General features: G+C 35.8%; 14 protein-coding genes, 1 tRNA gene and 1 other RNA gene. 9 read left to right on the top strand and 7 right to left on the bottom strand.

Translation table 11 applies throughout. The features are described 5' to 3' along the window. The first annotated feature begins 308 nt into the window (after nucleotides 1-308). From nrdA to GQ596_RS03305, 4 genes are all read left to right on the top strand, one after another. Complete coding sequence (nrdA, locus tag GQ596_RS03320) at nucleotides 309-2,594, top strand: class 1a ribonucleoside-diphosphate reductase subunit alpha (RefSeq protein ID WP_160400267.1); 2,286 nt, start codon at nucleotides 309-311, stop codon at nucleotides 2,592-2,594. A gap of 131 nt (nucleotides 2,595-2,725) precedes the next feature. Further along, a complete protein-coding gene (gene nrdB / locus GQ596_RS03315) occupies nucleotides 2,726-3,856 on the top strand; it encodes a class Ia ribonucleoside-diphosphate reductase subunit beta (RefSeq protein WP_160400464.1) in 1,131 nt (376 codons plus the stop codon). 174 nt (nucleotides 3,857-4,030) lie between these two features. Continuing rightward, nucleotides 4,031-6,691, top strand: a complete 2,661-nt coding sequence (gene glnD / locus GQ596_RS03310; protein WP_160400266.1) for a bifunctional uridylyltransferase/uridylyl-removing protein GlnD — start codon at nucleotides 4,031-4,033, stop codon at nucleotides 6,689-6,691. A 25-nt stretch (nucleotides 6,692-6,716) separates the two neighbouring features. Continuing rightward, on the top strand, nucleotides 6,717-7,640 hold the full coding sequence (locus tag GQ596_RS03305; RefSeq protein WP_160400265.1) for an AEC family transporter: 924 nt from the start codon (nucleotides 6,717-6,719) through the stop codon (nucleotides 7,638-7,640). 100 nt (nucleotides 7,641-7,740) lie between these two features. On the opposite strand, the gene GQ596_RS03300 is transcribed toward GQ596_RS03305, so the two are convergent. Then, nucleotides 7,741-8,421 carry an HD domain-containing protein gene (locus tag GQ596_RS03300; protein ID WP_160400264.1) on the bottom strand — a complete coding sequence of 227 codons (681 nt, stop codon included), beginning with the start codon at nucleotides 8,419-8,421 and terminating at the stop codon, nucleotides 7,741-7,743. 352 nt (nucleotides 8,422-8,773) lie between these two features. Between GQ596_RS03300 and mprF the strand changes: the two genes are divergently transcribed. After that, nucleotides 8,774-11,377: a bifunctional lysylphosphatidylglycerol flippase/synthetase MprF gene (gene mprF / locus GQ596_RS03295; protein WP_202113732.1), complete on the top strand. Its 2,604-nt coding sequence runs from the start codon at nucleotides 8,774-8,776 to the stop codon at nucleotides 11,375-11,377. A 1-nt stretch (nucleotide 11,378) separates the two neighbouring features. Continuing rightward, the gene (locus GQ596_RS03290; protein WP_160400263.1) at nucleotides 11,379-12,659 is read left to right on the top strand and encodes a virulence factor family protein; all 1,281 of its coding nucleotides are present in this window, start codon (nucleotides 11,379-11,381) and stop codon (nucleotides 12,657-12,659) included. 82 nt (nucleotides 12,660-12,741) lie between these two features. On the opposite strand, the gene GQ596_RS03285 is transcribed toward GQ596_RS03290, so the two are convergent. Next, on the bottom strand, nucleotides 12,742-13,638 hold the full coding sequence (locus tag GQ596_RS03285) for a DMT family transporter (protein ID WP_160400262.1): 897 nt from the start codon (nucleotides 13,636-13,638) through the stop codon (nucleotides 12,742-12,744). A 617-nt stretch (nucleotides 13,639-14,255) separates the two neighbouring features. Between GQ596_RS03285 and GQ596_RS03280 the strand changes: the two genes are divergently transcribed. Next, nucleotides 14,256-15,233 (top strand): D-glycerate dehydrogenase, encoded by a 978-nt coding sequence (locus GQ596_RS03280; protein WP_160400261.1) that lies wholly within the window; start codon nucleotides 14,256-14,258, stop codon nucleotides 15,231-15,233. Between the two features lie 64 nt (nucleotides 15,234-15,297). Beyond that, nucleotides 15,298-15,662, top strand: a transfer-messenger RNA (tmRNA) gene (gene ssrA, locus GQ596_RS03275). Between the two features lie 390 nt (nucleotides 15,663-16,052). On the opposite strand, the gene GQ596_RS03270 is transcribed toward ssrA, so the two are convergent. Both GQ596_RS03270 and GQ596_RS03265 read right to left on the bottom strand, forming a co-directional pair. Continuing rightward, on the bottom strand, nucleotides 16,053-16,790 hold the full coding sequence (locus tag GQ596_RS03270; RefSeq protein ID WP_160400260.1) for a carbonic anhydrase: 738 nt from the start codon (nucleotides 16,788-16,790) through the stop codon (nucleotides 16,053-16,055). A gap of 485 nt (nucleotides 16,791-17,275) precedes the next feature. Continuing rightward, nucleotides 17,276-17,351, bottom strand: a tRNA-Asn gene (locus GQ596_RS03265). Nucleotides 17,352-17,497: 146 nt separating this feature from the next. On the opposite strand from GQ596_RS03265, the gene GQ596_RS03260 reads away from it, so the two are divergent. Next, entirely contained in the window at nucleotides 17,498-18,073 is a 576-nt protein-coding gene (locus GQ596_RS03260; protein ID WP_160400259.1) for a TIGR00730 family Rossman fold protein, read from the top strand. Between the two features lie 55 nt (nucleotides 18,074-18,128). Here GQ596_RS03260 and GQ596_RS03255 read toward each other — a convergent pair whose 3' ends face one another. From GQ596_RS03255 to fruB, 3 genes are read right to left on the bottom strand one after another with little or no spacing between them, the layout of a single operon-like run. Continuing rightward, complete coding sequence (locus GQ596_RS03255; RefSeq protein ID WP_160400258.1) at nucleotides 18,129-19,883, bottom strand: fructose-specific PTS transporter subunit EIIC; 1,755 nt, start codon at nucleotides 19,881-19,883, stop codon at nucleotides 18,129-18,131. Between the two features lie 9 nt (nucleotides 19,884-19,892). After that, the gene (fruK, locus tag GQ596_RS03250) at nucleotides 19,893-20,828 is read right to left on the bottom strand and encodes a 1-phosphofructokinase (RefSeq protein ID WP_160400257.1); all 936 of its coding nucleotides are present in this window, start codon (nucleotides 20,826-20,828) and stop codon (nucleotides 19,893-19,895) included. Continuing rightward, the gene (fruB, locus tag GQ596_RS03245; protein WP_160400256.1) at nucleotides 20,829-22,001 is read right to left on the bottom strand and encodes a fused PTS fructose transporter subunit IIA/HPr protein; all 1,173 of its coding nucleotides are present in this window, start codon (nucleotides 21,999-22,001) and stop codon (nucleotides 20,829-20,831) included. Nucleotides 22,002-22,202 lie beyond the last annotated feature (201 nt).

The following is a 22,202-nucleotide window of genomic DNA, read 5'->3' as shown; positions in this document are numbered from 1 at the left end:
ACCGTCAGGAAAGGTATTGATTTTATTGAAGTTTTTATTTTCTTTTAATCAACACTTTATTTATCAAAAAACTTAACCGCTAAATTATTATCAAATCCCTTACAACAAAGACAACCTCCCTTTTGCGCAAGAATATCGTTAGTGATTAAAACCAATAATGCTTGATTTTAATTAATAAATTTCAATTATTGATTAATAAAAACACCATATATAGTGACGTATTTGATTGATAGGTACTACATATTGTATATTTTGATAAATATCAATTATCATACTCCCCAACGTATTTAAACAATTGGATAGAAAGAATGAATAAATCAATACTAGTAACCAAACGAGATGGCAAAAAGGAACCCATCAATCTTGATAAAATCCACAAAGTTATTACTTGGGCGGCTGAAGGACTAGACAATGTCTCGGTGTCACAAGTTGAATTACGTTCTCATATTCAATTTTATGATGGTATTCGTACTTCCGATATTCATGAAACGATTATTCGTGCAGCCGCAGATCTTATTTCGCAAGAAACACCCGATTACCAATATTTAGCCGCACGTTTAGCTATTTTCCATTTGCGCAAAAAAGCCTATAACCAGTTTACACCACCGCCACTTTATGAACATGTTAAGAAATTAGTAGCAAGCAAACGATACGATAAACATCTGCTTGAAGATTATACTCAAGAAGATTTTGAACAAATGGATAAGATTATTGATCATTGGCGAGATATGTCTTTTTCGTACGCTGCTGTTAAACAGCTTGAAGGTAAATATTTAGTACAAAATCGTGTTACAGGTGAGATATACGAAAGCGCACAGTTTTTATATATTTTAGTTGCCGCTTGTCTTTTTGCCAATTACCCGAAAGAGACTCGATTGAGCTATATCAAACGTTTTTATGATGCGGTTTCTACCTTCAAAATTTCGCTGCCGACACCCATTATGGCAGGAGTTCGTACCCCTACCCGTCAATTTAGTTCTTGCGTGTTAATTGAGTGTGATGATAGCTTAGATTCAATTAATGCAACGGCAAGTGCCATTGTTAAATACGTATCACAGCGTGCAGGAATTGGGGTCAATGCAGGGCGCATTCGAGCGTTAGGAAGTTCAATTCGTGGTGGCGAAGCATTCCATACTGGCTGTATTCCATTTTATAAATATTTCCAAACTGCTGTAAAATCTTGTTCTCAAGGTGGCGTTCGAGGCGGTGCGGCCACGGTATTTTATCCACTTTGGCATTTAGAAGTGGAAAGCCTGCTCGTATTACGCAATAACCGCGGTGTAGAAGAAAACCGAGTTCGTCATTTAGACTACGGCGTACAAATCAATAAACTGATGTATCAACGTTTAATCAAAAACGAAAATATTACTCTATTTAGTCCATCTGATGTACCTGGGCTTTATGATGCGTTTTTTGCCGATCAAGATAAATTTGAAGCGCTTTATCGTCAATATGAGCAAGATGCCAATATTCGTAAACGTGAAGTTAAAGCGGTTGAATTATTTGCCTTATTAATGCAAGAGCGTGCTTCAACAGGACGTATTTATATCCAAAATGTTGATCACTGTAATACACATAGCCCATTCAATGCTGAACTTGCGCCAGTGCACCAATCTAATTTATGCATGGAAATCGCATTGCCTACTAAGCCACTTTATAATATTAATGATGAAAATGGTGAAATTGCGCTATGTACATTATCAGCCTTTAATTTAGGTGAAATTGAATCACTAGACGATTTTGAGGAATTGGCTGACTTAACGGTTCGCGCCCTTGATTCCTTACTTGATTATCAAGACTACCCTGTACCTGCAGCTAAAAATTCATCAATTAATCGTCGTACTTTGGGGGTTGGTGTTATCAATTATGCCTATTATTTAGCTAAACATGGTGTGAAATATTCCGACGGTAGTGCCAATAATCTAACACACCGCACCTTTGAAGCAATGCAATATTATTTACTAAAAGCATCAAATAACTTAGCCAAAGAAAAAGGCGCTTGTCCATTATTTAATGAGACAACGTATTCGCAAGGCATTTTACCAATTGATACATATAAAAAAGATTTAGATACCATTACTAAAGAGCCATTGCATTATGACTGGGAGTCACTCCGTGAATCCATTAAAACTCATGGTTTACGCAATTCAACACTATCAGCTTTAATGCCATCAGAAACATCATCACAAATTTCAAATGCAACTAATGGCATTGAACCACCACGAGGTTTTGTGAGTGTCAAGGCATCTAAAGACGGCATTTTAAGACAAGTCGTTCCTGATTATAATCATCTTAAAAACTTTTATGAATTGCTTTGGCAAATTCCAAATAACACAGGTTATTTACACTTAGTTGGCATAATGCAAAAGTTTATTGACCAATCTATTTCGGCCAATACCAATTATGATCCAACCAAATTTCCGAATGATAAAGTGCCAATGAAACAACTATTAGCTGATTTACTAACAGCTTATAAATTTGGGGTAAAAACACTCTATTATCATAATACCCGTGATGGTGCCGAAGATCTTCAAGGTGATATTGCACTTGCTGATAGTGAGGGTGGCTGTGAAGGTGGAGCGTGTAAAATCTAATAGCAATTTTAGATAACACGCTAATTTTACAATAACATAATGAGGGAGTGAATGGCTCCCTCTCAGATCCTTTCTTTTTACTACTTTAGGGTAACGAAAAGCAAACAAATCTGTTAGGAGTTTTTATGAGTATGAATTATAGCACTTTTTCGCAAGTCCATAATGACCAATTAAAAGAACCGATGTTCCTTGGTCAATCGGTCAATGTTGCGCGTTATGATCAACAAAAATACGAAATGTTTGAAAAATTAATTGAAAAACAACTGTCCTTTTTTTGGCGCCCTGAAGAAGTAGATATATCACAAGATCGCATCGATTATGCCGCTTTACCAGAACATGAAAAACATATTTTTATCAGTAATTTAAAATATCAAACGTTACTCGATTCAATCCAAGGCCGTAGCCCTAATGTGGCACTACTTCCACTTATTTCAATTCCTGAACTTGAAACATGGGTAGAAACGTGGTCATTTTCAGAAACGATTCATTCTCGCTCTTATACACATATTATTCGTAATATTGTTAACGATCCTTCTGTGGTTTTCGATGATATCGTCACCAATAAAGAGATCCAAAAAAGAGCTGGTGATATTGCAGGTTATTATGATGATTTAATTAGCTACGCAAGCTATTATAATTTATTTGGCGAGGGCAAACATAACATTAATAATCGCACTGTTTCGATTAATTTACGTGAACTTAAAAAGAAACTTTACCTTTGCTTAATGAGTGTTAATGCACTTGAAGCAATTCGTTTTTATGTCAGTTTTGCTTGCTCATTTGCATTTGCCGAACGTGAACTTATGGAAGGTAACGCAAAAATTATCAAGCTTATTGCCCGCGACGAAGCCCTCCATTTAACTGGCACACAATTTATGATTAACACGCTACGCAGTGGTGAGGACGATCCCGAAATGGCTGCTATCGCCAAAGAGTGTGAACAAGAGTGTTATGACCTCTTTTTGCAAGCAGCAAATCAAGAAAAAGAGTGGGCAGAATACCTGTTTGAAGGTGGTTCAATGATTGGTTTAAATAAAGATATTTTATGCCAATATGTCGAATACATTACCAATATCCGCATGCAAGCAGTTGGGCTAAAATTACCATTTGAAGCAAAATCTAATCCAATTCCATGGATCAACAATTGGCTGGTATCTGACAACGTACAAGTTGCGCCACAAGAAGCCGAAATGAGCTCTTACTTAGTTGGGCAAATTGATGCTGAAATGAATGAGGATGATTTAAGCGATTTTACCTTATAAGATTTATACTAAATCCTAATCATTACCTTAAACCTATTTACCTAAGGAACAGATCAACTGTTCCTTTTTTATGTTAATGTTCAGTAACAAATCATCATCTTATTCTAACGCTAACTTGACACTCATTGAAAATCGGGTAACGATATGGCTATTGAATTGTCTTAATTTGATAATATGTCCATGACAAGAACGCATTTATGTTACCCTGTATCACCGCTTCATTTTAGTGATGAACAAATAAATATTCCTTATCTAAAACAGCAGCTTGAAGCATTCCAACAATGGTCTATGGTGCAATTTGAGCAACAGGTTGATATTGATACACTCGTGCATTTACGTAGTGAATTTATTGATCATTTGCTTGAACGTTTATGGGGCTTTTACCAAATTCCTAAACATGTTTCCTCTTTTTTTAAACGTAATCGTATTGCGTTGGTAGCGGTTGGCGGTTATGGTCGGGCTGAATTGCATCCATTATCAGATATTGATATTTTGATTCTCAGCGATTACCCTTTAACCAAGGAAATTGAAAAACAGATTGGTGATTTAGTCCGTTTATTATGGGACCTACATTTAGATATAGGGCATAGTGTTAGAACATTAAGGATCTGCCTACAAGAAGCAAAAAACGATATATCAATTATGACCAATTTGATTGAGTCAAGGCTTATTTCTGGCAATCAATTACTACTAGATGAGTTACACAAACAGATTTTTAGCGATAAAATCTGGCCATCTCGAGAATTTTATAAAGCCAAAGTACAAGAACAACAAGATCGTCACAAACAATATCATAGCACCTCTTATAATTTAGAACCCGATTTGAAAAATAGCCCTGGTGGTTTGCGAGATATGCAAATCATTCAGTGGATAGCGATCCGCCATTTTGGCGGTGAGTTTTTGCAAAAAATAGCAGACTTCAACTATTTAACGCCTGAAGATATTGAGGACTTTAAAACGTGTCGTAAATTTTTATGGCGCATACGTTTTGCGCTTCATTGTGTGATAACACGTTATGATAATCGTCTACTATTTGATCGTCAGTTAAGCATTGCCAAAATGTTAGGCTATAAAGGCGAAGGGAATGCGCCTGTTGAAAAGATGATGCACGATTATTATCGCGTTGCACACAATATTACCGAACTAAATCAAATGCTATTACAGCTGTTTTATGAATCTATTCTTGAGCATAATTCGAAAAATAAACCTTATGATATTGATGAGCATTTTCAAATTCGCGACAAGCTCATTGATGTAAAAGATGATGAGATCTTTAAAAAAGATCCTGTTATGATTATGCAGCTTTTTTATACAATGTTGCTTAATCCTCAAGTTATCGGTCTTTATTCAAATACCATTAGGCAATTGCGTTCAGCAAGACGTTTACTCACTAATTTACTTTGTGAAAATGCCAAAGCAAGATCGCTGTTTATGTTGATCATCAAACACCCTGATGCAATTGAAAAAGCCATTTTACCAATGCATAAATATGGCATACTTTCGGTTTATATTCCGGGTTGGAAACAGATATCTGGTATGATGCAATTTGACCTATTTCATGCATATACTGTTGATGAACATACCATCCGTTTACTACTTGAACTCGATAGTTTAAAAACCGAAAACGGCAAACAAAAACACCCCAATAGCGCAAATGTCTTTGCTAAATTGTCTAAACCTGAATTATTAGTCATTACTGGGTTATTTCATGATATTGGTAAAGGTAGGCATGGTGATCATTCCGAAATTGGCGCGCATCTAGTTGAAGAATTTTGTCAATTACATGAACTAGAAACCAAAGATACCGACTTAATTATTTGGTTAGTGCGTTATCATCTATTAATGTCGGTAACGGCACAAAGCCGCGATTTACAAGATCCTGCGGTTATCAATGAGTTTATTCAAATTGTCAAAAGCAAACGCCGTTTGCAGTATTTGCTTTGTCTAACCGTCGCCGATGTCTGTGCAACAAACGAAACGCTTTGGAATAGTTGGAAACAAAGTTTAATGCGCGAACTCTATTTTAGTGCTAAAAACTCTTTTGATTCAGGTATTCGCCAAATTCCTGAACAGCGAAGCATCGCACGACAAAATAAACAAGAAGCATTAGCAATTTTAGTTAAGCAAAATTATGATGAACAAACGATTAAAGCTTTTTGGCAAAGCTATCGTGTTGATTATTTTCTTCGTTATACAAAAGAACAAATTGTATGGCATGCACAACTTTTATTACAACATGATTTAACTAAAACACAGGTTGCGATAAACCCAAACCCGTATCATGGTGGTAGTGAGATTTTTATTTATTCTCCAGATAGACCTTACTTATTTGCAACTGTCTGTAATATATTAAGTATGCATAATTTAACGATTCACGATGCACTTATCATTACAAATAAAAAAGGGTTTGCGCTTGATACTTTTATTGTATTAGATCCTAACGGACAAACACTGCAAGAAGATCGAAATCAAGGTCTAATAAGTGCACTTAATAAAGCATTACAACAACCTGTTTATAAAGCTGTAACTATTAAACCACCTAAACAACGGCTGCGATCGTTTTTAGTACCAACTCAAGTTAACTTTCTGTCTGCTTTCAATGACAGCCAAACTTATATGGAACTTATTGCACTTGATAGACCGGGATTGCTTGCTTGTGTGGGCGAAATATTCGCTAACTTAGACTTATCATTACGCAGTGCAAAAATTGCGACTATTGGCGAACATATTGAAGATCTGTTTATTTTAACCAACAAACACAACCAAGCACTTGATGATAATACTTGTCAAAAACTTCGTGAATCAATCATTATTGCTCTTGATTCAATGAATTAATAAAATTAACCAAAAGATATAACTTATGCAATTTTTTATTATTTTATTTCCAATTTTTTGTATTTTTATTGTAGGATTTATTGCTCAAAAGGCCTTAAAGCTTGATGTTGCTAACTTATCAACAATGTCACTTTATGTCCTGTCACCTTTTTTAGCATTTAAAATATTTTATACCCACACCTTAACCACCGATTATCTATTTTATATTGCTTATATCTTTGGTTTGTGCTTTTCATTAGTTATGATCGTTTCAATTTGGTCGCTGATAATGAAATATTCTGATAAAGAGCGATGTGCCATGATTTTAAGCTCGTGTTTTATGAATAATGGAAATTATGGCACACCAGTACTTTTAGTCTTTTTTGGTGCCGTCGGGTTTGATTTAGGTGTCATTATGATGGTATTGCAGCAGTTTGTTATGAGCACTGTTGGTATTTACTACGCAGCAAAAGGAAGTGCTCGTGAAGATATCAGTAGTCAAAAAGATGTCATCAATAAAGTGATACGTATGCCCGTTGCTTATGGGGCTTTATTAGGAATTATATTTCAGCTATGTCATATTCCTTTATCTAAATCGATTATGACTTCAATTGGAATGGTTGGGGATGCTTCGATTGTGGTGATCATGATTATTTTAGGTATGCAACTGGCCAAAATAAAAATCAAACAACTCGATTATCCTAAACTTTCGTTTGCCTTAATAAATCGTATGGCGATTTCACCTATTGTGGCGCTTTGTATGGTCTATTTTATGCCAATAGCGCCTGTTTATAAACAAGTACTGATTGTGTTAGCTGCTATGCCAAGTGCAGCCAATACGACACTAATGTCAGTACAGTTTGATACAAAACCCGAACTGGTATCAAGTGCTACCTTTTTTAGTACGCTATTAAGCTTAATTACATTACCCATTGTGTTGTGGCTTGTTGGTGCACCAGTACCTTTTTAACCGTGAAAAGGTATAACTATCTTAAGACCGATTAAAGTTGGTTTCTAAGTTAGTCAATGCCTACTTACTTAATATAAGTATCAAAAAATTAAATTAATAATCAACTTTCACCCACCCACTCTTTTTCAAACTGGGCGACAAATTGAACTAAAAAGTGATGTCGCTGTTCAGCCATTTTTTTAGCAGTTTGTGTATTCATTATATCTTTAAGCAAAAAAAGTTTTTCGTAAAAGTGATTAATAACAGTATTAGGTTGCTTATAGCTCTGTTCATTCATTGATGTTCTTGGTGGAATTGAAGGATCGTGCATCATATTGTGTTTATTTCCACCATAATAGAAAGTTCGCCCAATACCAATTGCCCCTAAGGCATCTAAACGATCAGCATCCTGTACAATTTGCCCTTCAAGCGATAACGTTTTTTTATTTGAAAGATTTTTTCGATATGACATATTTTCGATAATAGCAAAAACTAGCTCAATTTCGTTATCAGTCAAAGCCAACGATATTAGATATTGACGTAGTTCTGTAATAGCTTGGTTAACATCGTCAACCACTTTATCGTCAATAACATCGTGTAAATAAGCACTCACAATCACAATAAAGTGGTTAGCTTTAGGTTCATGCTGTAAAATCTGCTCAGCCAATCTTACTACTCGCTCAATATGAGCTATATCATGGCCTGTAAAGTCATTGGCAAGTTTTTGCTTAACAAAAGATTGAATATTCAACACAATTTTTTGCTGCTGCTGTGTTAATTGTGTATTTGGTAATTTATTCATTCTGTTTTTACTCAAAAAATAGTTAATAAATACTTTACTGAACATAGTAACTCAATACCCATTTGTGATGAATAACTAATCTTAGTCATTTGCATATCATTGTGATAGGAATTTTATTATTTTAATAGCATTTATTGGCTGTCTCTTTTTGTGTACTTTTAGGATGATATTTCTATTATATAAATAAATAGACCACTAACTATTAATACTAAAAATGTCAAAAACCTGAAAACATAAATCAAAAAAAAATTAATGAGAATATTTTTTATACTTCCATGATTGTTTTAACGAGATTGGACAGGTAGAATGCGCAAATAAAAATATTATCAAAGCAAATATTGGAGTTGATTAAGTGAAAATATCAGCGCGTAAAGTTTTGCCTTGGCAGTTTATAGAATACTTCACCCGCTACCGCCAATTTTTAGCTCTACTATTTGGCCTATCAATCTTTTTTATTGCACTTATTGTATGTTGGCACTTACTTAAAGAAATCAATCTTAACGAGTTAAAACATGCTATAAATCACCTACCAGCACATGCAATTGTATTTTCAAGCCTATGTGCGATAGGTAGCTACTTAATGCTAATCTGTTACGAATGGTCTGCAGCTCGTTATGCAGGTGTTAAATTAAAACCCACAACGATTATTAGTGGTGGAATTTGTGCTTCGGCCATTGGTAATGCAATCGGACTATCAGCATTATCTGGCGGTGCAGTGCGGTGCAGGCTTTATTTTAAACAAGGTTTAACTACCATTGATGTGGCTAGGATGTCATTTTTTGTGACATTATCATTAGGATTTTCATTACCATTATTTGCAGCAATCGCCGCTCTTATTCACACTCATCAAACCATGTTAGCTCTCCATATGACCAAAAATAGCATATGGTTAACAGCCGGCACCGTATTTAGCATCTATGCCTTATTACTCGTTTTTTTATATTGTCATCGATTGCCAGAAAAACCAAATAAAGACACCCAATTATTTAAATTATATCGTTGGACAATCCGTTTACCTAACATACGCTTAGCAAGCTGTCAGCTTGTTATCACGCTATTTGATGCCATTTTCGCCGGTGCTATCCTTTATTTTTTATTGCCAGTGCAACCCAATTTTTTCACTTTTATTATGATTTATATCCTCGCATTAGTTGCGGGCGTATTAAGCCATGTACCTGGCGGTGTGGGGGTATTTGAAGCCATTATACTAGCGGCATTATCTTCAGAAATTGGTACTGCATCATTAACCGTTGCACTGGTTATTTATCGTATTATTTATATATTAATCCCCCTCATTCCTGCCACTATTTTATTGCTTGCAAACGAGGGAAAAAGCTTTTTATCTGCGCCACAAGTTAAACAAACAGAAACAGGCATTGCAGCTAGTGTCATGGCTGTGACAGTATTTTTTGCTGGTGTTGTAATGATGTTTTCAAGTGTCTTGCCAGGTTTTAACCGAAAATTAGTTGCCTCGCTCATTCCCGAAAAAGTAATCAATATTGCACATCTAAGTGCCAGCTTAATTGGTATTTTATTTTTATTACTTGCAATGGGACTTCGCCGACGATTATTTTCAGCTTGGGGCGTATCAGTCATATTATTACTGATTGGCAGTATGCTTTCATTACTACGAGGATTACACTGGATAGAAGCCGGTGTACTATTATTTGTTGCCATTTTATTAATCCATTTTAAACACGCCTTTTATCGAAAAAGTCGCTTAATTGTCATTCCATTTTCGTTTAATTTCTTTGCTATTTGTTTTTGCATGATAGCCCTTTTTGTTTGGGTAATATTATTCATCTATCAAGATGTACCTTATAGCCACTCATTATGGTGGCAATTTGAGTTAGATAGCAAAGTTCCTCGTGCATTACGAGCAGCGTTAGGGAGCTTTATTTTATTAAGTTGTGTAATGTTATTTTGGATTTTTCGTCCTGCATTGCCCATTTTACTCACACCAACTAATGAACAACTTAGCAAGGCTCGAAAAATTATTTTAGGCTCAAAACAGCCTGAAGGTGGGCTTGCCATGAGTGGGGATAAATCATTACTTTTCAATGCTAACGAAACCGCATTTATTATGTACGCAAGACGTGGACGAAGCATGGTCGCCCTTTATGATCCGATAGGGGATAACGCCGAAAAAGCCGATTTGATTTGGTCGTTTCGTGATTTATGTGACGAACATCACCTGCGCCCAGTATTTTATCAAGTCAAAGCAGCCAATCTGCCTTTCTATATGGATATTGGTTTGCGCACAGTTAAACTTGGCGAAGAGGCATTAGTTAACTTAAAAATATTTGATTTAACATCAAAAAATTATAAAGATCTTCGCTATACATGGAATCGTGGTCAACGCGATGGTCTTTCTTTAAAATTCTACTCACCAGGAACCGCACCACTTGATGAGCTAAAAGCGGTATCTGATGCTTGGCTTAAAAATAAAAATTCAAAAGAAAAAAGATTTTCGTTAGGTGCTTTTTCTAAACAGTATTTAGATAATTTTACAATCGCAGCTATTGAATATGAAGGACGAATTATTGCTTTTGTTAATCTGTTAGAAACAGATCAAAACTATTCAGCCAGTATCGACTTAATGCGCGTTGTGCAAGATATCCCCAAATTAACAATGGAATTTTTAATGGTCGGTTTGATTTTACACTATCAAGAAAAAGGCTTTAAATACTTTAGTTTAGGGATGGTACCACTTGCAGGTATGCAACGTCGTCGTGGCGCACCGATGATTCAAAGACTTGGAGCATTAGTGTTTCGTCGCGGTGGGCGTTTTTATAATTTCCAAGGATTACGCCGTTTTAAAGAGAAGTTTGCAACACATTGGGAACCCCGTTATATGGCCGTTCCTGCAGGACTTGATCCTTTAGTTGCGATCATTGACACAACCATGCTTATTTCAGGTGGAATAACTGGGCTTAAGAAAAGTAAGAAACCATAATATGAAAAAACTGTTACGCTATATTTTATTGCTAATAATCCTAATACTCATAACATTACTCGCCTTTCTTGGGGGGCATTGGATAAAAAATCAAAGCAGTGCATCAGTAAAAACGATAACAATTAGCAATGATTTTTCGATCATATCAGCAACGCCTAAACAAACAGCCGAAGCCGCAGCGATTATTATTGCGACCAATGAAAATCATTTTACAGAACAAAAACTGTTAGAGTTATCTAAAAAAATGGGAGCAAAGCTGGTTCAATTTGAACTAAAACCACAAGCAAGTTGTGCCGAACAACAAAACCGATTTAACCAAGCGGTAAAAATATTAGACGAGTCTGATTTTGCTGTTGCTGGAATGCGTGAGGGTGCTACTTTTGCTTATCGATGGTTGGCCGAACAACAAAGTGACGATGCAAAAGCATTATCAATAGAATTTACTTTAGACCATAAAGACTGCAATGATCCACTACCAACCCAAGCAAACCATGGAACATGGCAAGTAATTTGGAACAACCCACCAGAAGAAGAGGTGGCAGTCTTTCCGCGGGAACAAAAAAAAATCGCTGTCACTACATCAATTGGTGAATATCAAGCATCACCAGTTGAATTATTAAGCCTGCATCTTGCATCAGTTCTATTTGGAAAACATGAGCAGCTGCCTGTTATTGAATTACCAGCAACCATCAAAGAAGTTCATCCAAATACTGTGACGCTTTATTATTCGGGAGATGGTGGTTGGCGTGATTTAGATAAAGTATCGGCCGAATACATGGCTTCGCACGGTTATTCTGTTGTGGGTGTTGATGCATTAAAATTATTTTGGCAACACCGTTCGGTTGAGCGTAGTGCCAAAGATCTGGCTTACTTAATGCAACAATATCGTGAAAAATGGGGAACAACCCATTTTGTACTTACAGGATATTCATTTGGAGGTGACATTTTACCGTCACTTTATAACCGTTTACCAATGGCAGATCAAAATAGCATCCAAGCCATTGTTATGATCGCCTTTTCAAAAGATGCTAATTTTGAAATCGAAATCAGTGGTTGGCTTGGTCAATCAGGTAATGAAATGAAAACAGGTCCAGAAATCAGCAAAATCCCAGCAGGTAAACTATTTTGCATTTATGGTGAAGAAGAAAAAGACGAAACAGGATGTTTACAGCCTGAAATGAAAGGTGAAGCATTCAAATTACCCGGTGGACACCATTTTGATGAAAATTACCAACACCTTGGGCAAATTATTATGGATGCAATCGACAAAAGGACGCAATAACTTAATTAACCATCTCAAATATAAAAACTGTTTTCAATCCCAAGGCACTCATGTGCCTTGGGGATTTTTATAAGTATTAAAATTAATGTCTTTTTATGCGAATTTTACCTTCTGACAATAATACACCACAAAGCGTAAATAATGTGCCCATAGCTGCAATCCAAGTAAAAGGTTCATTCAAAATAACTACAGCTGCAATAATGGTAAGAATAGGCACTAAATATAAATAAATACTAATTTTAACTGCACCTACTAATTTAACAGCATAATTCCAAGAAGCAAAACAAATTGCCGAAGCGCCAATACCCAAAAATAATATATTGAGCAAGTTAACAGGAGAAGTAAAACGAGATAAATTCCATTCAAAATCCAGAAAAGACAACACGGGAAACATCAACATCAAACCATAAAAAAAGAATCGTCTTGTTAACAAAATCGTATTGTAACCATAATTACTACTTTTTTTTGTTAAAATCGAATAGCACGCCCAAAATAGACAAGCTAACATAGTGAGCAAATCGCCAAGCGGATTGAGCGAAAGTACAAACTGCCCATTAAAACTAATTAAGCCAACACCAACAACGGCAAATAAACAACCAATATAAAAACGCTTAGGCGGTGTTTCGACCTTTAAAAAAAATATCGATAATATTGCAGTAAATATTGGCGCTAAAGTGGTAATGATTCCAGCATTAGATGCCGTTGTATAGGTTAATGCAATATTCTCACACAAAAAGTAACAAGTGACACCACAAAACCCTGCGCACAAAAACATAAACTCTTGCTTAACACCCTGCCAAGCAAAAAACCGTGGTGATAAAACCCAAAGAACAACATAACCCAAACTAAATCGAAAAAATAAAATTTCAATTGGCTTAAAATCAATTAATAAAATTTTAGTCGCAATAAAGGTTGTTCCCCAAATAAACACTGTCATCAGTGCAATAAGGTGCCCTTGTGTTCTTTTTGAAAATAACATGAAAGCTCCCTAAGCTCACATAAATAAAATCATCACCAAAGCACCCAGTGTTGCTTGGTATTTATTTTTAGAATTAGCCACTCAACATAAAAAGAAAATATTATGGAAGGAATTGATAACAAAAAATAACACTAATAATTAAAATAGATATTATATTCCTGTTTAACTAAGTGCAAATTATTTTAACTAAACACAAGGCAAAAAAAATCCACTCGAATATTCGAGTGGAGGGCAAAAAATGAAAAACATAATCTGTTAATATAGACAAGCTAAACGACAAAAAGTTCAATTTAATTTCACTTATTTTTTAATTTTTAACAAAAATTAAATTAACATCATAATTTTTAACAAATAATTTTTTTCATTTTTTTTCAAATTTAAAAAAATTATCAATATAATAAACTTTATCTATTAATTTTAATCAAAATACTAAATACCATTACCCAATCGATACCACTAATCAAATTATTACAAACTTTATTTTTGCCTTATAAACATACTTTCTTAAAACTTATTAGCAAACATAACGTTTACTAATTTTGATTGAATTGCAATTCTAAAAATAATAGAGATATACTGTCATAAAATGATGTAATTAAAATTGTGTAGGAGAGTATATGAAAAAGAACGTCATTTTATTCAGTAATATTCCTGCTGACCAACAAGCAAGATTAGAACAAGCTTTCAATTTAACCGTATTGAACAACAACACAGACTTTAATTCAACAACTTATACTAATGCATTAGCTAAAGCTGACGGCATAATTGGCAACCTTCCTACTCGTGTTGATGATAACTTTTTAGCAAAAACGCCAAATCTAAAAGCAGCTGCCACTATTTCTGTTGGTTTTGATAACTACGACCTTCATGCCTTAAAAAAACGTGGCATCCGATTAATGAATACACCAAAAGTGTTAACTGAAAGCACTGCTGATCTGATATTTACACTACTTATGGCAACGGCTCGCCGAACCGTTGAATTATCTAATCTAATTCATAATGGCAAATGGGAAAAAGGGATCACTCCTGAATATTATGGAACTGATATTTATGGTAAAACCATAGGTATTTTAGGAATGGGACGAATCGGTCAAGCCATTGCCAAACGGGCTTATCGTGGTTTTGATATGAATATTGTCTATTATAACCGTTCCGCCCATACCGAAATTGAACAAGCCTATAATGCTAAACGTCTTGCACTTGACAACGTATTAAAACAAGCCGATTTTGTTGTTATCATCCTACCTTTAACTGAAGAAACAACAAAACTAATCACAAAAGAAAAACTTGCCTTAATGAAACCATCAGCAATACTCATTAATGGCGCACGCGGTAAAATTATTGATCAGCAAGCGCTATTTGAAGCACTAAAAAATAAAACTATCAAAGCAGCAGGCTTAGACGTATTTGAAATAGAACCACTTCCGACTAACTCACCATTATTACAGCTTGATAACGTATTATTATCACCTCATGTAGGATCAGCAACAGTAGAAACGCGTTACGCAATGGCAAAATGTGCTGTTGACAATATCATTACAGCATTAAAAGACGAAAAACCAACCGAAAACTGGGTCAATCCCGAAGTCGGCTAACTTGTATTCATCCTTGAATTCACCTATAATGCCCTGATATTGTACTTAGTTACAATTCACAATTGGGGCTGATTCTGGATTCGACGGGATTTGCGAAACCCAAGGTGCATGCCGAGGTGCGGTAGGCCTCGTAAATAAACCGCAAAAAAATAGTCGCAAACGACGAAAACTACGCACTAGCAGCTTAATAACCTGTATAGAGCCTTCTCTCCCTAGCCTCCGCTCGTAGGACGGGGATCAAGAGGAGTCAAACCTAAACGAGATCGTGTGGAAGCCTTGCTTGGGGCGGAAGCATTAAATTTAATCAAGCTAGTTTATCAGTGGCGTGTTTGTTCGCAGCGGGTAGATGAAACTTAAAAACAAACTACGCATGTAGTACCAAGGATGTAGAGATTTCGGACGCGGGTTCAACTCCCGCCAGCTCCACCACCTATTCCCCATAAAACTCCATCAAAGACAATAATCTAATCATAACGCAATTAAACTATCTCTTACTCATAACGACAGAAACGAAATACGGTAAATCTATTACATTTCAACTTACTTAATTAACTAATTCGATAAGATAAAAGAGTGAACTCCCCCACAAAATCTGGATTGTTTAAAATCTACTTTTTTGGTGGTGGTTCATTATCCCTGTGCATACAGGGAATACGTGATCAACCTGCTACTAAATCCCTAGGTACTTGTATTCCCTATACACATAGGGATAAGATTGAATCCTCACCAAAATATTAGACAGCACCCGCCTCTATCATATAGATGATAAATGCGCAGATTCTTGGCTCTATTTATACTAACCTATAGAGCCAAGAAAAACTAATCAACAATAATACGACCATTCAAAGGTTGAACTGGGCGATTGTTGTCGTGATGCATGATTGAGTGGAATTTTTCGATTTGTTCGGCTGATGCACTACTTTCTTGTTCTAACACAATCCATCGAACACCTTCAGTACAAGGTGGTGTTGTTAGTGAACCGCTAAAGCGATAAAAATCCAATTTATTTGGCAGTAAAGCCTTAATATCGACTGATTGAGATAATGTGGCGGTACTTCCTTCTTCTTCTGGCATTTGTTGCCAAGCTTTCGCTAATTCAGGGTTAGATTTTCCTTTATTAAACATCAAGGCAACAACCGCTAAGTCACCATTTTTGTTTTTATAAACAAAATGAGCTTCCATCGGAAAATGTTTACCTTTAATTTTATTTTCGCTTGGCGAATGAAAATGGAACTGTTGTAAGGTAAACAGTTCGTTGTCAATTTCAAGCGTATTACCATCATTAACATTAATTTGAATTGTATGACCGTTATTGATGATTTCTTGCTTACTTTGTTTAAATGCTAGTTTAAGTTTATCGTGGTGCGTTTTAAAAACATGTTCAATATTGATTGGCGATTGATTTTTTCCTGTTTCGCAGGTTGAAAACTCTGGCGAAAGGTGTCCCCAATTTTCTGGATTATTTTCGCCGTCATAACCCCAATGAGGCGCCGATTCTGTTGCAGCACAAGATAGGCTGGTAACCATTAAAGCCGTAATTATTGCATTAAATTTCATTTTTTTTATGCTAGAAAGTTGATTAGTGGGAACCAAATTATACGCCTCAAAAAAGCACCTTACTAGAATCGCACATCATCACTTTTTGATATTTTTATAAAAAAATTGTTTGACATTTAAACAAAAAAAAATAAGCTAAAAAATAACCTGCTTTATTTGCTGTTGATTTTACTCCGTCTAAGGCAATGCATAAAGCCAATAGCATTTTCTTATTATTAGAGCAAAAAACTTCAATAAAATCAATACCTTTCCTGACCGATTTTTGAGTGCTAATTAGATTATTTTTAGTAAAAAAAATCTAGCTTTTTATAGCAATAAAAAATTTAGCATAATCGTTTTTTACTTATTAATTTATTTCGAAATAATCAAGGGTTACATCATTCCCTGTTTTATAGATGCTTTCATTATTGTGCTAATAGGTGATCAAAAAGTGTTTTTAGGGCATAAAAAAACCTGCCATAAGCAGGTTTTAACAATTCGGTAGTTGGCTCCTCCAACAGGACTTGAACCTGTGACATACGGATTAACAGTCCGCCGTTCTACCGACTGAACTATGGAGGAACACTTAACAAGCGAAATATTAACGATCTATTATCACAAAGTCAATTAGTAAAACATTAAATGCAATCAATTGCTCACCTTGTAAACAAATTTAAAGTAACTATGCTAAAATAGCGATTAACTAACATAACAGGTAAAATCAATTGATGAAAAAAAATATTTGTGTTTTTTGTGGTGCAAGTGAGGGCAGTCGTCCAAAATATCGCGAGCAAGCCGAACAATTGGGTAAAATCTTAGCTCAGCAAAATAGGCGTTTGATTTATGGCGGTGGTAATAAGGGATTAATGGGCATTATTGCTAATGCGACACTAGCGCATGGTGGCGAGGTGATTGGTATTATTCCTGAACGCTTAGTCAAAGCCGAAACTGCACACCACGGTATTACTCGTTTAGAGGTAGTAGATAATATGCATCAACGTAAGGCAAGACTGTCCGAACTTGCTGATGGTTTTGTTGCAATGCCAGGTGGAACAGGTACGCTGGAAGAAGTTTTTGAAGTTTGGACGGGAATGCAAATCGGTTATCATGAAAAACCTGTCGCTTTATTTGATGCTGCTGAATTTTGGCAACCTATGCTCAATTTTTTACAACATGCGGTGAATGAAGGGTTTGTTCGAGATAGTTTTTATAAAACATTAATTGTTGATAATGACCCTGAAAGTATGCTTCAAAAAATGGATAACTTTATTCCTAAAGATTTGCAACGTTGGGTTAAAAAGTAGTTTGAAGAATAACAAAAACGCCATCATTTGATGGCGTTTTTGTTGATATCAGTTATTAAACTGTTTCAACTTCGTTAGTTGATTCTGGCTCTGGTTGTTTAATAAATGCATAAGCAACACCAGCAACAACTGCACCAACAACAATAGATAATAAGTAGCCAACCACAGGTTTAACCACCCCCGGAATCGCTAAAGCGAATAAACCACCATGTGGCGTCATTAATTGTGAGCCAAAGGCTAACGCCATACCACCAGTAATAGCGCCACCAATAATACAACATGGAATAACACGTAATGGATCACGCGCAGCAAACGGAATTGCCCCTTCTGATATAAAGCATAAGCCTAATACCAATGAAGCTTTACCACTTTCTTGTTCAGTTTTAGCAAACTTTTTGCGTGCAATAAGTGTTGCCAGTCCCATTGCTAAAGGTGGAACCATTCCGCCTGCCATAACGGCTGCCATTGGCATATATTGATGTTGTGAAATTACTGTGGTTCCGAATAAATACGCTGCTTTATTAATAGGTCCTCCCATATCAGTACACATCATCCCACCTAGAATTATCCCCAAAAGCACAGCGGTATTTGGATTTGAATTCAGTGAATCTAACCATGAATTCAAGAAAGCCATTAACCATGAGATAGGGATCCCTGTATATTCCATCGTAAGACCTGTTATTAGGGTTGCTAATAAAGGAATAATCAAAATCGGTTTTAACGCTTCCATACTTTTTGGTAATCGCAGATATCTTGTCATGAGCAAAACCAAATATCCGGCAAAATAACCAATAAAAATACCACCTAAAAATCCAGCCTTGGTTGACTCAGCGAGCATTCCTCCAACAAGTCCAGGAACAAGTCCTGGTCTATCGGCAATAGAATAAGAAATATATCCAGCCAACAGTGGAATCATAAGTTTAAAAGCTATATCGCCAATTTCTTTTAAGTGCGGCTCTCCAACAAGTTCATTTACTAAGACTTCTTTTACTACTTTTACGCCATTTTCGAAGACTGTTACCGTTTTTAATACGTCTCGAAATTCACCCAATGCAAATGATAGAGCAATAATCAAACCGCCAGCAACAACCATTGGTAACATGTACGAAATACCCGTTAAAAGGTGTTGATAAAATCCTTTTTTCTCTTTATTGGATTTAGCTACTGAAGCATTAGCGCTTGGTTGATACACGGTTGCTTCTTCAAATGCTTTATCAAATTCTTGCGCTGTTTTTTTCAGAGCTGGACCTGTTTTAGTGCGATAAAGTTTTTTACCTGCAAATTTGCTTAAATCAACGTCAATATCACAAGCAGCGATAACTACATCGGCCGAAGCAACTTCTTCTGGCGTAAGCTCATTACCCACACCAACCGAGCCACGAGTTTCAACTTTACACCACCAACCACGTTTTTTAGCTTCTTCTTCAATTGCTTCAGCCGCCATAAAGGTGTGAGCAACACCTGTTGGGCAAGCGGTAACAGCAACAATGCGTTTTACCCCTGTATTATTACTTGATGTTGGCGCAATATTATTGCTTGCTTGATAAACTACAGCTTTACTTTGTGCATCAGTTAAAACTTGTCTTGGATTAGCAAAAAGCGGGTTTAAATCCTCAACCACATAAACTTTTTTACCTGTCACAGCTTTATCGCTAATGGCACCCGAGCCAACAGCAATAATAACATCTGCTGATGCGGCATTTTCAACTACATTTAAATTTAATGCATTTGCAGCTAAAGTTAATTCAGCTTTAGCTAAACGTCCATTAACTGGACCTGCATAACTACCTTCAGTAATATAGATATTCATGAATACTCCTTATCCAGCAATTATTTCGATTTTTTCTAACATATTATTTACAGCTTGACGATCAGAAATCCCCACACCAGCCTGCCCAACCGATAATGCAGCAACGCTTGATGCAAAAACTAAAGTGTCTTTTATTGATTGTTCAGTCATTAAACCATACATTAAACCTGCAACCATTGAATCACCAGCACCAACAGTACTAACGACCCGACATTTTGGCGGTTTTGCCAACCAAGCTTCATGTTTAGTTACCCATAAAGCGCCTTTACTACCTAGTGATATGATGACATTATCAACACCACCATTAACTAGATCCATAGCAGCTTTTTTTACATCGTTTAATGTAGGTAGTTGATGCCCTATCCACATTTCGAGTTCTTTATCGTTTGGTTTAATTAACCATGGCTTAGCTTTTAAACCAGCAACGAGTGCATCACGGCTACTATCAAAAATAACTTTTGGACAAATGGCTTTGACTTGTTCCATCCAATGAGTGAATTTTTCAAGTGAAACACCGGCTGGTAGACTACCACTAATGGCAACCATATCTATATTTTTTAGCCATTCTAGCGAGCTGGTAACAAAATTTTGCCAGTCTTGTTCACTAATTGTGAAGCCTGAAAAGTTAAGATCGGTAACTTCGCTATTTTCTTCGGTCAATTTGACATTAATGCGTGTACGACCTTCGACAGTTTGAAACTTATCAACCACATTTAGTGATTTAAATAATAAATTAAAACCATCACGGTTTTCTTTACCTAAAAATCCACCAACGGTTAATTGAACGTCTAAATCTGATAAAACTTTAGCAACGTTAATACCTTTACCAGCTGCAAGTAAAGCATTGGTTTGGACTAAATTAACATCACCAAGTTCAACTTTAGGACAAAACCCCAAAAGGTCATAAGCTGGATTTAAGGTAATTGTTGCAATACGATAAGTCATTTAAGCACCCTCACCTAAACCACTTTCAATCGCTTTACCTATAGCATCAAGCGCTTGCTGCGCATCATCACCAACAGCAGTAAATTGTAATCGACTACCTTTTTTAGCACCTAATGCAACAATTTTCATTAAGCTAGTTGCACTTACTGGTTCCGCTTTACCATCTAAATTAGCAACTGTCACTTTGCTGTTAAATTCTTTAACGAGTTTAACTAAAACAGATGATGGGCGTGTATGTAAGCCGTTTTCGTTAGGAACAATAAACTCACAAGTAAGTACACCATTATTGGAGCTAACTTCTGATACAGAATTTTCTGTAGCAGTTTGTTGTTCAGCAACAAGTAGATTAATAAGTTTATCAGCATTGGCTGAGACTAGTTGGTCTAAATTTTGATTGAAAGCTAAATAGGCAATATTGTTAACAACACCAGAAATAGAATCATCAACAGCAGATATGGTAATAAGCAATTTAACAGGGTCACCATTTTCATTCAAATTATTCGTTGTACGGCTAATAGCAATGGCATTTTTTACGTTACCTGTTTTACTATCATTTAACCAAACACCTTGACCAAGGTAATTAGGTTTGTTGTCTAGTACATCAGTAATAAAAGTTGTATTTACCGCGTTTTGCTGCTTTAAACGTGAGGCATTTAAAGCTTGTAGCATAGCTAAACTGTCGGCAGGAATATCAAGTAACAATGATGATGAATCAACAACAATTTGGTTATCTTCAGTGCTTGTTTTACCCGTTAAAATGGCAATGGCTTCGTCGGCGGTTTGAATTTTTTTAATTCGTTCCTCTACTCCATCGGCACCAAGTACATGAGTTAATTGTCGAAGCAATTCTAAATGTTCGTCAGAACTTGCTGCAATACCAATAGCAAGATAAGCCTTTTCACCATCATCCCCCCACTCAACACCATTCGGAAAACAAAATACTTGCACCCCAGTTTTTTTGACTAGATGTCGAGTTTTGGTTGTACCATGAGGAATGGCAAGACCTATACCCAGATAGGTTGCCGCTTGTGATTCTCGTTCAAGCATTCCGTCAACATAACCTTGTTCAACAAATCCCGCACTAGTTAAGGCTGCAGCAATTTTTTTTATCGCTTCAGTTTTATTAGCGGCTTGTTCATTTAAATGAATGTTTTCTGTAACTAAATGAAACATATAATAAATACCTCAGGGTTGAATGTATGTCGATTAAAAAATTCACACAAAAGTAAATCTTTTAATCAACCTTATTGAATCGTTTCAGCAATAATGAATAGATTAACATGAATAATCCAATAAATTATGGCTATCAATAACCTATTTGTGATCTAGATCTTGTTTTTATTTAAACCGTCAAAATGATAATAAAAATTTTGC

The organism is Gilliamella sp. Pra-s60 (assembly GCF_009795755.1).
Classification (GTDB): domain Bacteria; phylum Pseudomonadota; class Gammaproteobacteria; order Enterobacterales; family Orbaceae; genus Gilliamella.
Note: the sequence above shows the minus strand (reverse complement) of the source record. Positions and strands in the feature narration are given on the sequence as shown.

Coding starts and splice junctions, on each gene's coding strand:
- fruB (WP_160400256.1), bottom strand. CDS start 22,001: ATGTTTCATTTAGTTACAGAAAACATTCATTTAAATGAACAAGCCGCT.
- glnD (WP_160400266.1), top strand. CDS start 4,031: ATGTCCATGACAAGAACGCATTTATGTTACCCTGTATCACCGCTTCAT.
- GQ596_RS03280 (WP_160400261.1), top strand. CDS start 14,256: ATGAAAAAGAACGTCATTTTATTCAGTAATATTCCTGCTGACCAACAA.
- nrdB (WP_160400464.1), top strand. CDS start 2,726: ATGAATTATAGCACTTTTTCGCAAGTCCATAATGACCAATTAAAAGAA.
- GQ596_RS03305 (WP_160400265.1), top strand. CDS start 6,717: ATGCAATTTTTTATTATTTTATTTCCAATTTTTTGTATTTTTATTGTA.
- fruK (WP_160400257.1), bottom strand. CDS start 20,828: ATGACTTATCGTATTGCAACAATTACCTTAAATCCAGCTTATGACCTT.
- GQ596_RS03270 (WP_160400260.1), bottom strand. CDS start 16,790: ATGAAATTTAATGCAATAATTACGGCTTTAATGGTTACCAGCCTATCT.
- GQ596_RS03260 (WP_160400259.1), top strand. CDS start 17,498: ATGAAAAAAAATATTTGTGTTTTTTGTGGTGCAAGTGAGGGCAGTCGT.
- GQ596_RS03290 (WP_160400263.1), top strand. CDS start 11,379: ATGAAAAAACTGTTACGCTATATTTTATTGCTAATAATCCTAATACTC.
- GQ596_RS03285 (WP_160400262.1), bottom strand. CDS start 13,638: ATGTTATTTTCAAAAAGAACACAAGGGCACCTTATTGCACTGATGACA.
- GQ596_RS03300 (WP_160400264.1), bottom strand. CDS start 8,421: ATGAATAAATTACCAAATACACAATTAACACAGCAGCAGCAAAAAATT.
- nrdA (WP_160400267.1), top strand. CDS start 309: ATGAATAAATCAATACTAGTAACCAAACGAGATGGCAAAAAGGAACCC.
- GQ596_RS03255 (WP_160400258.1), bottom strand. CDS start 19,883: ATGAATATCTATATTACTGAAGGTAGTTATGCAGGTCCAGTTAATGGA.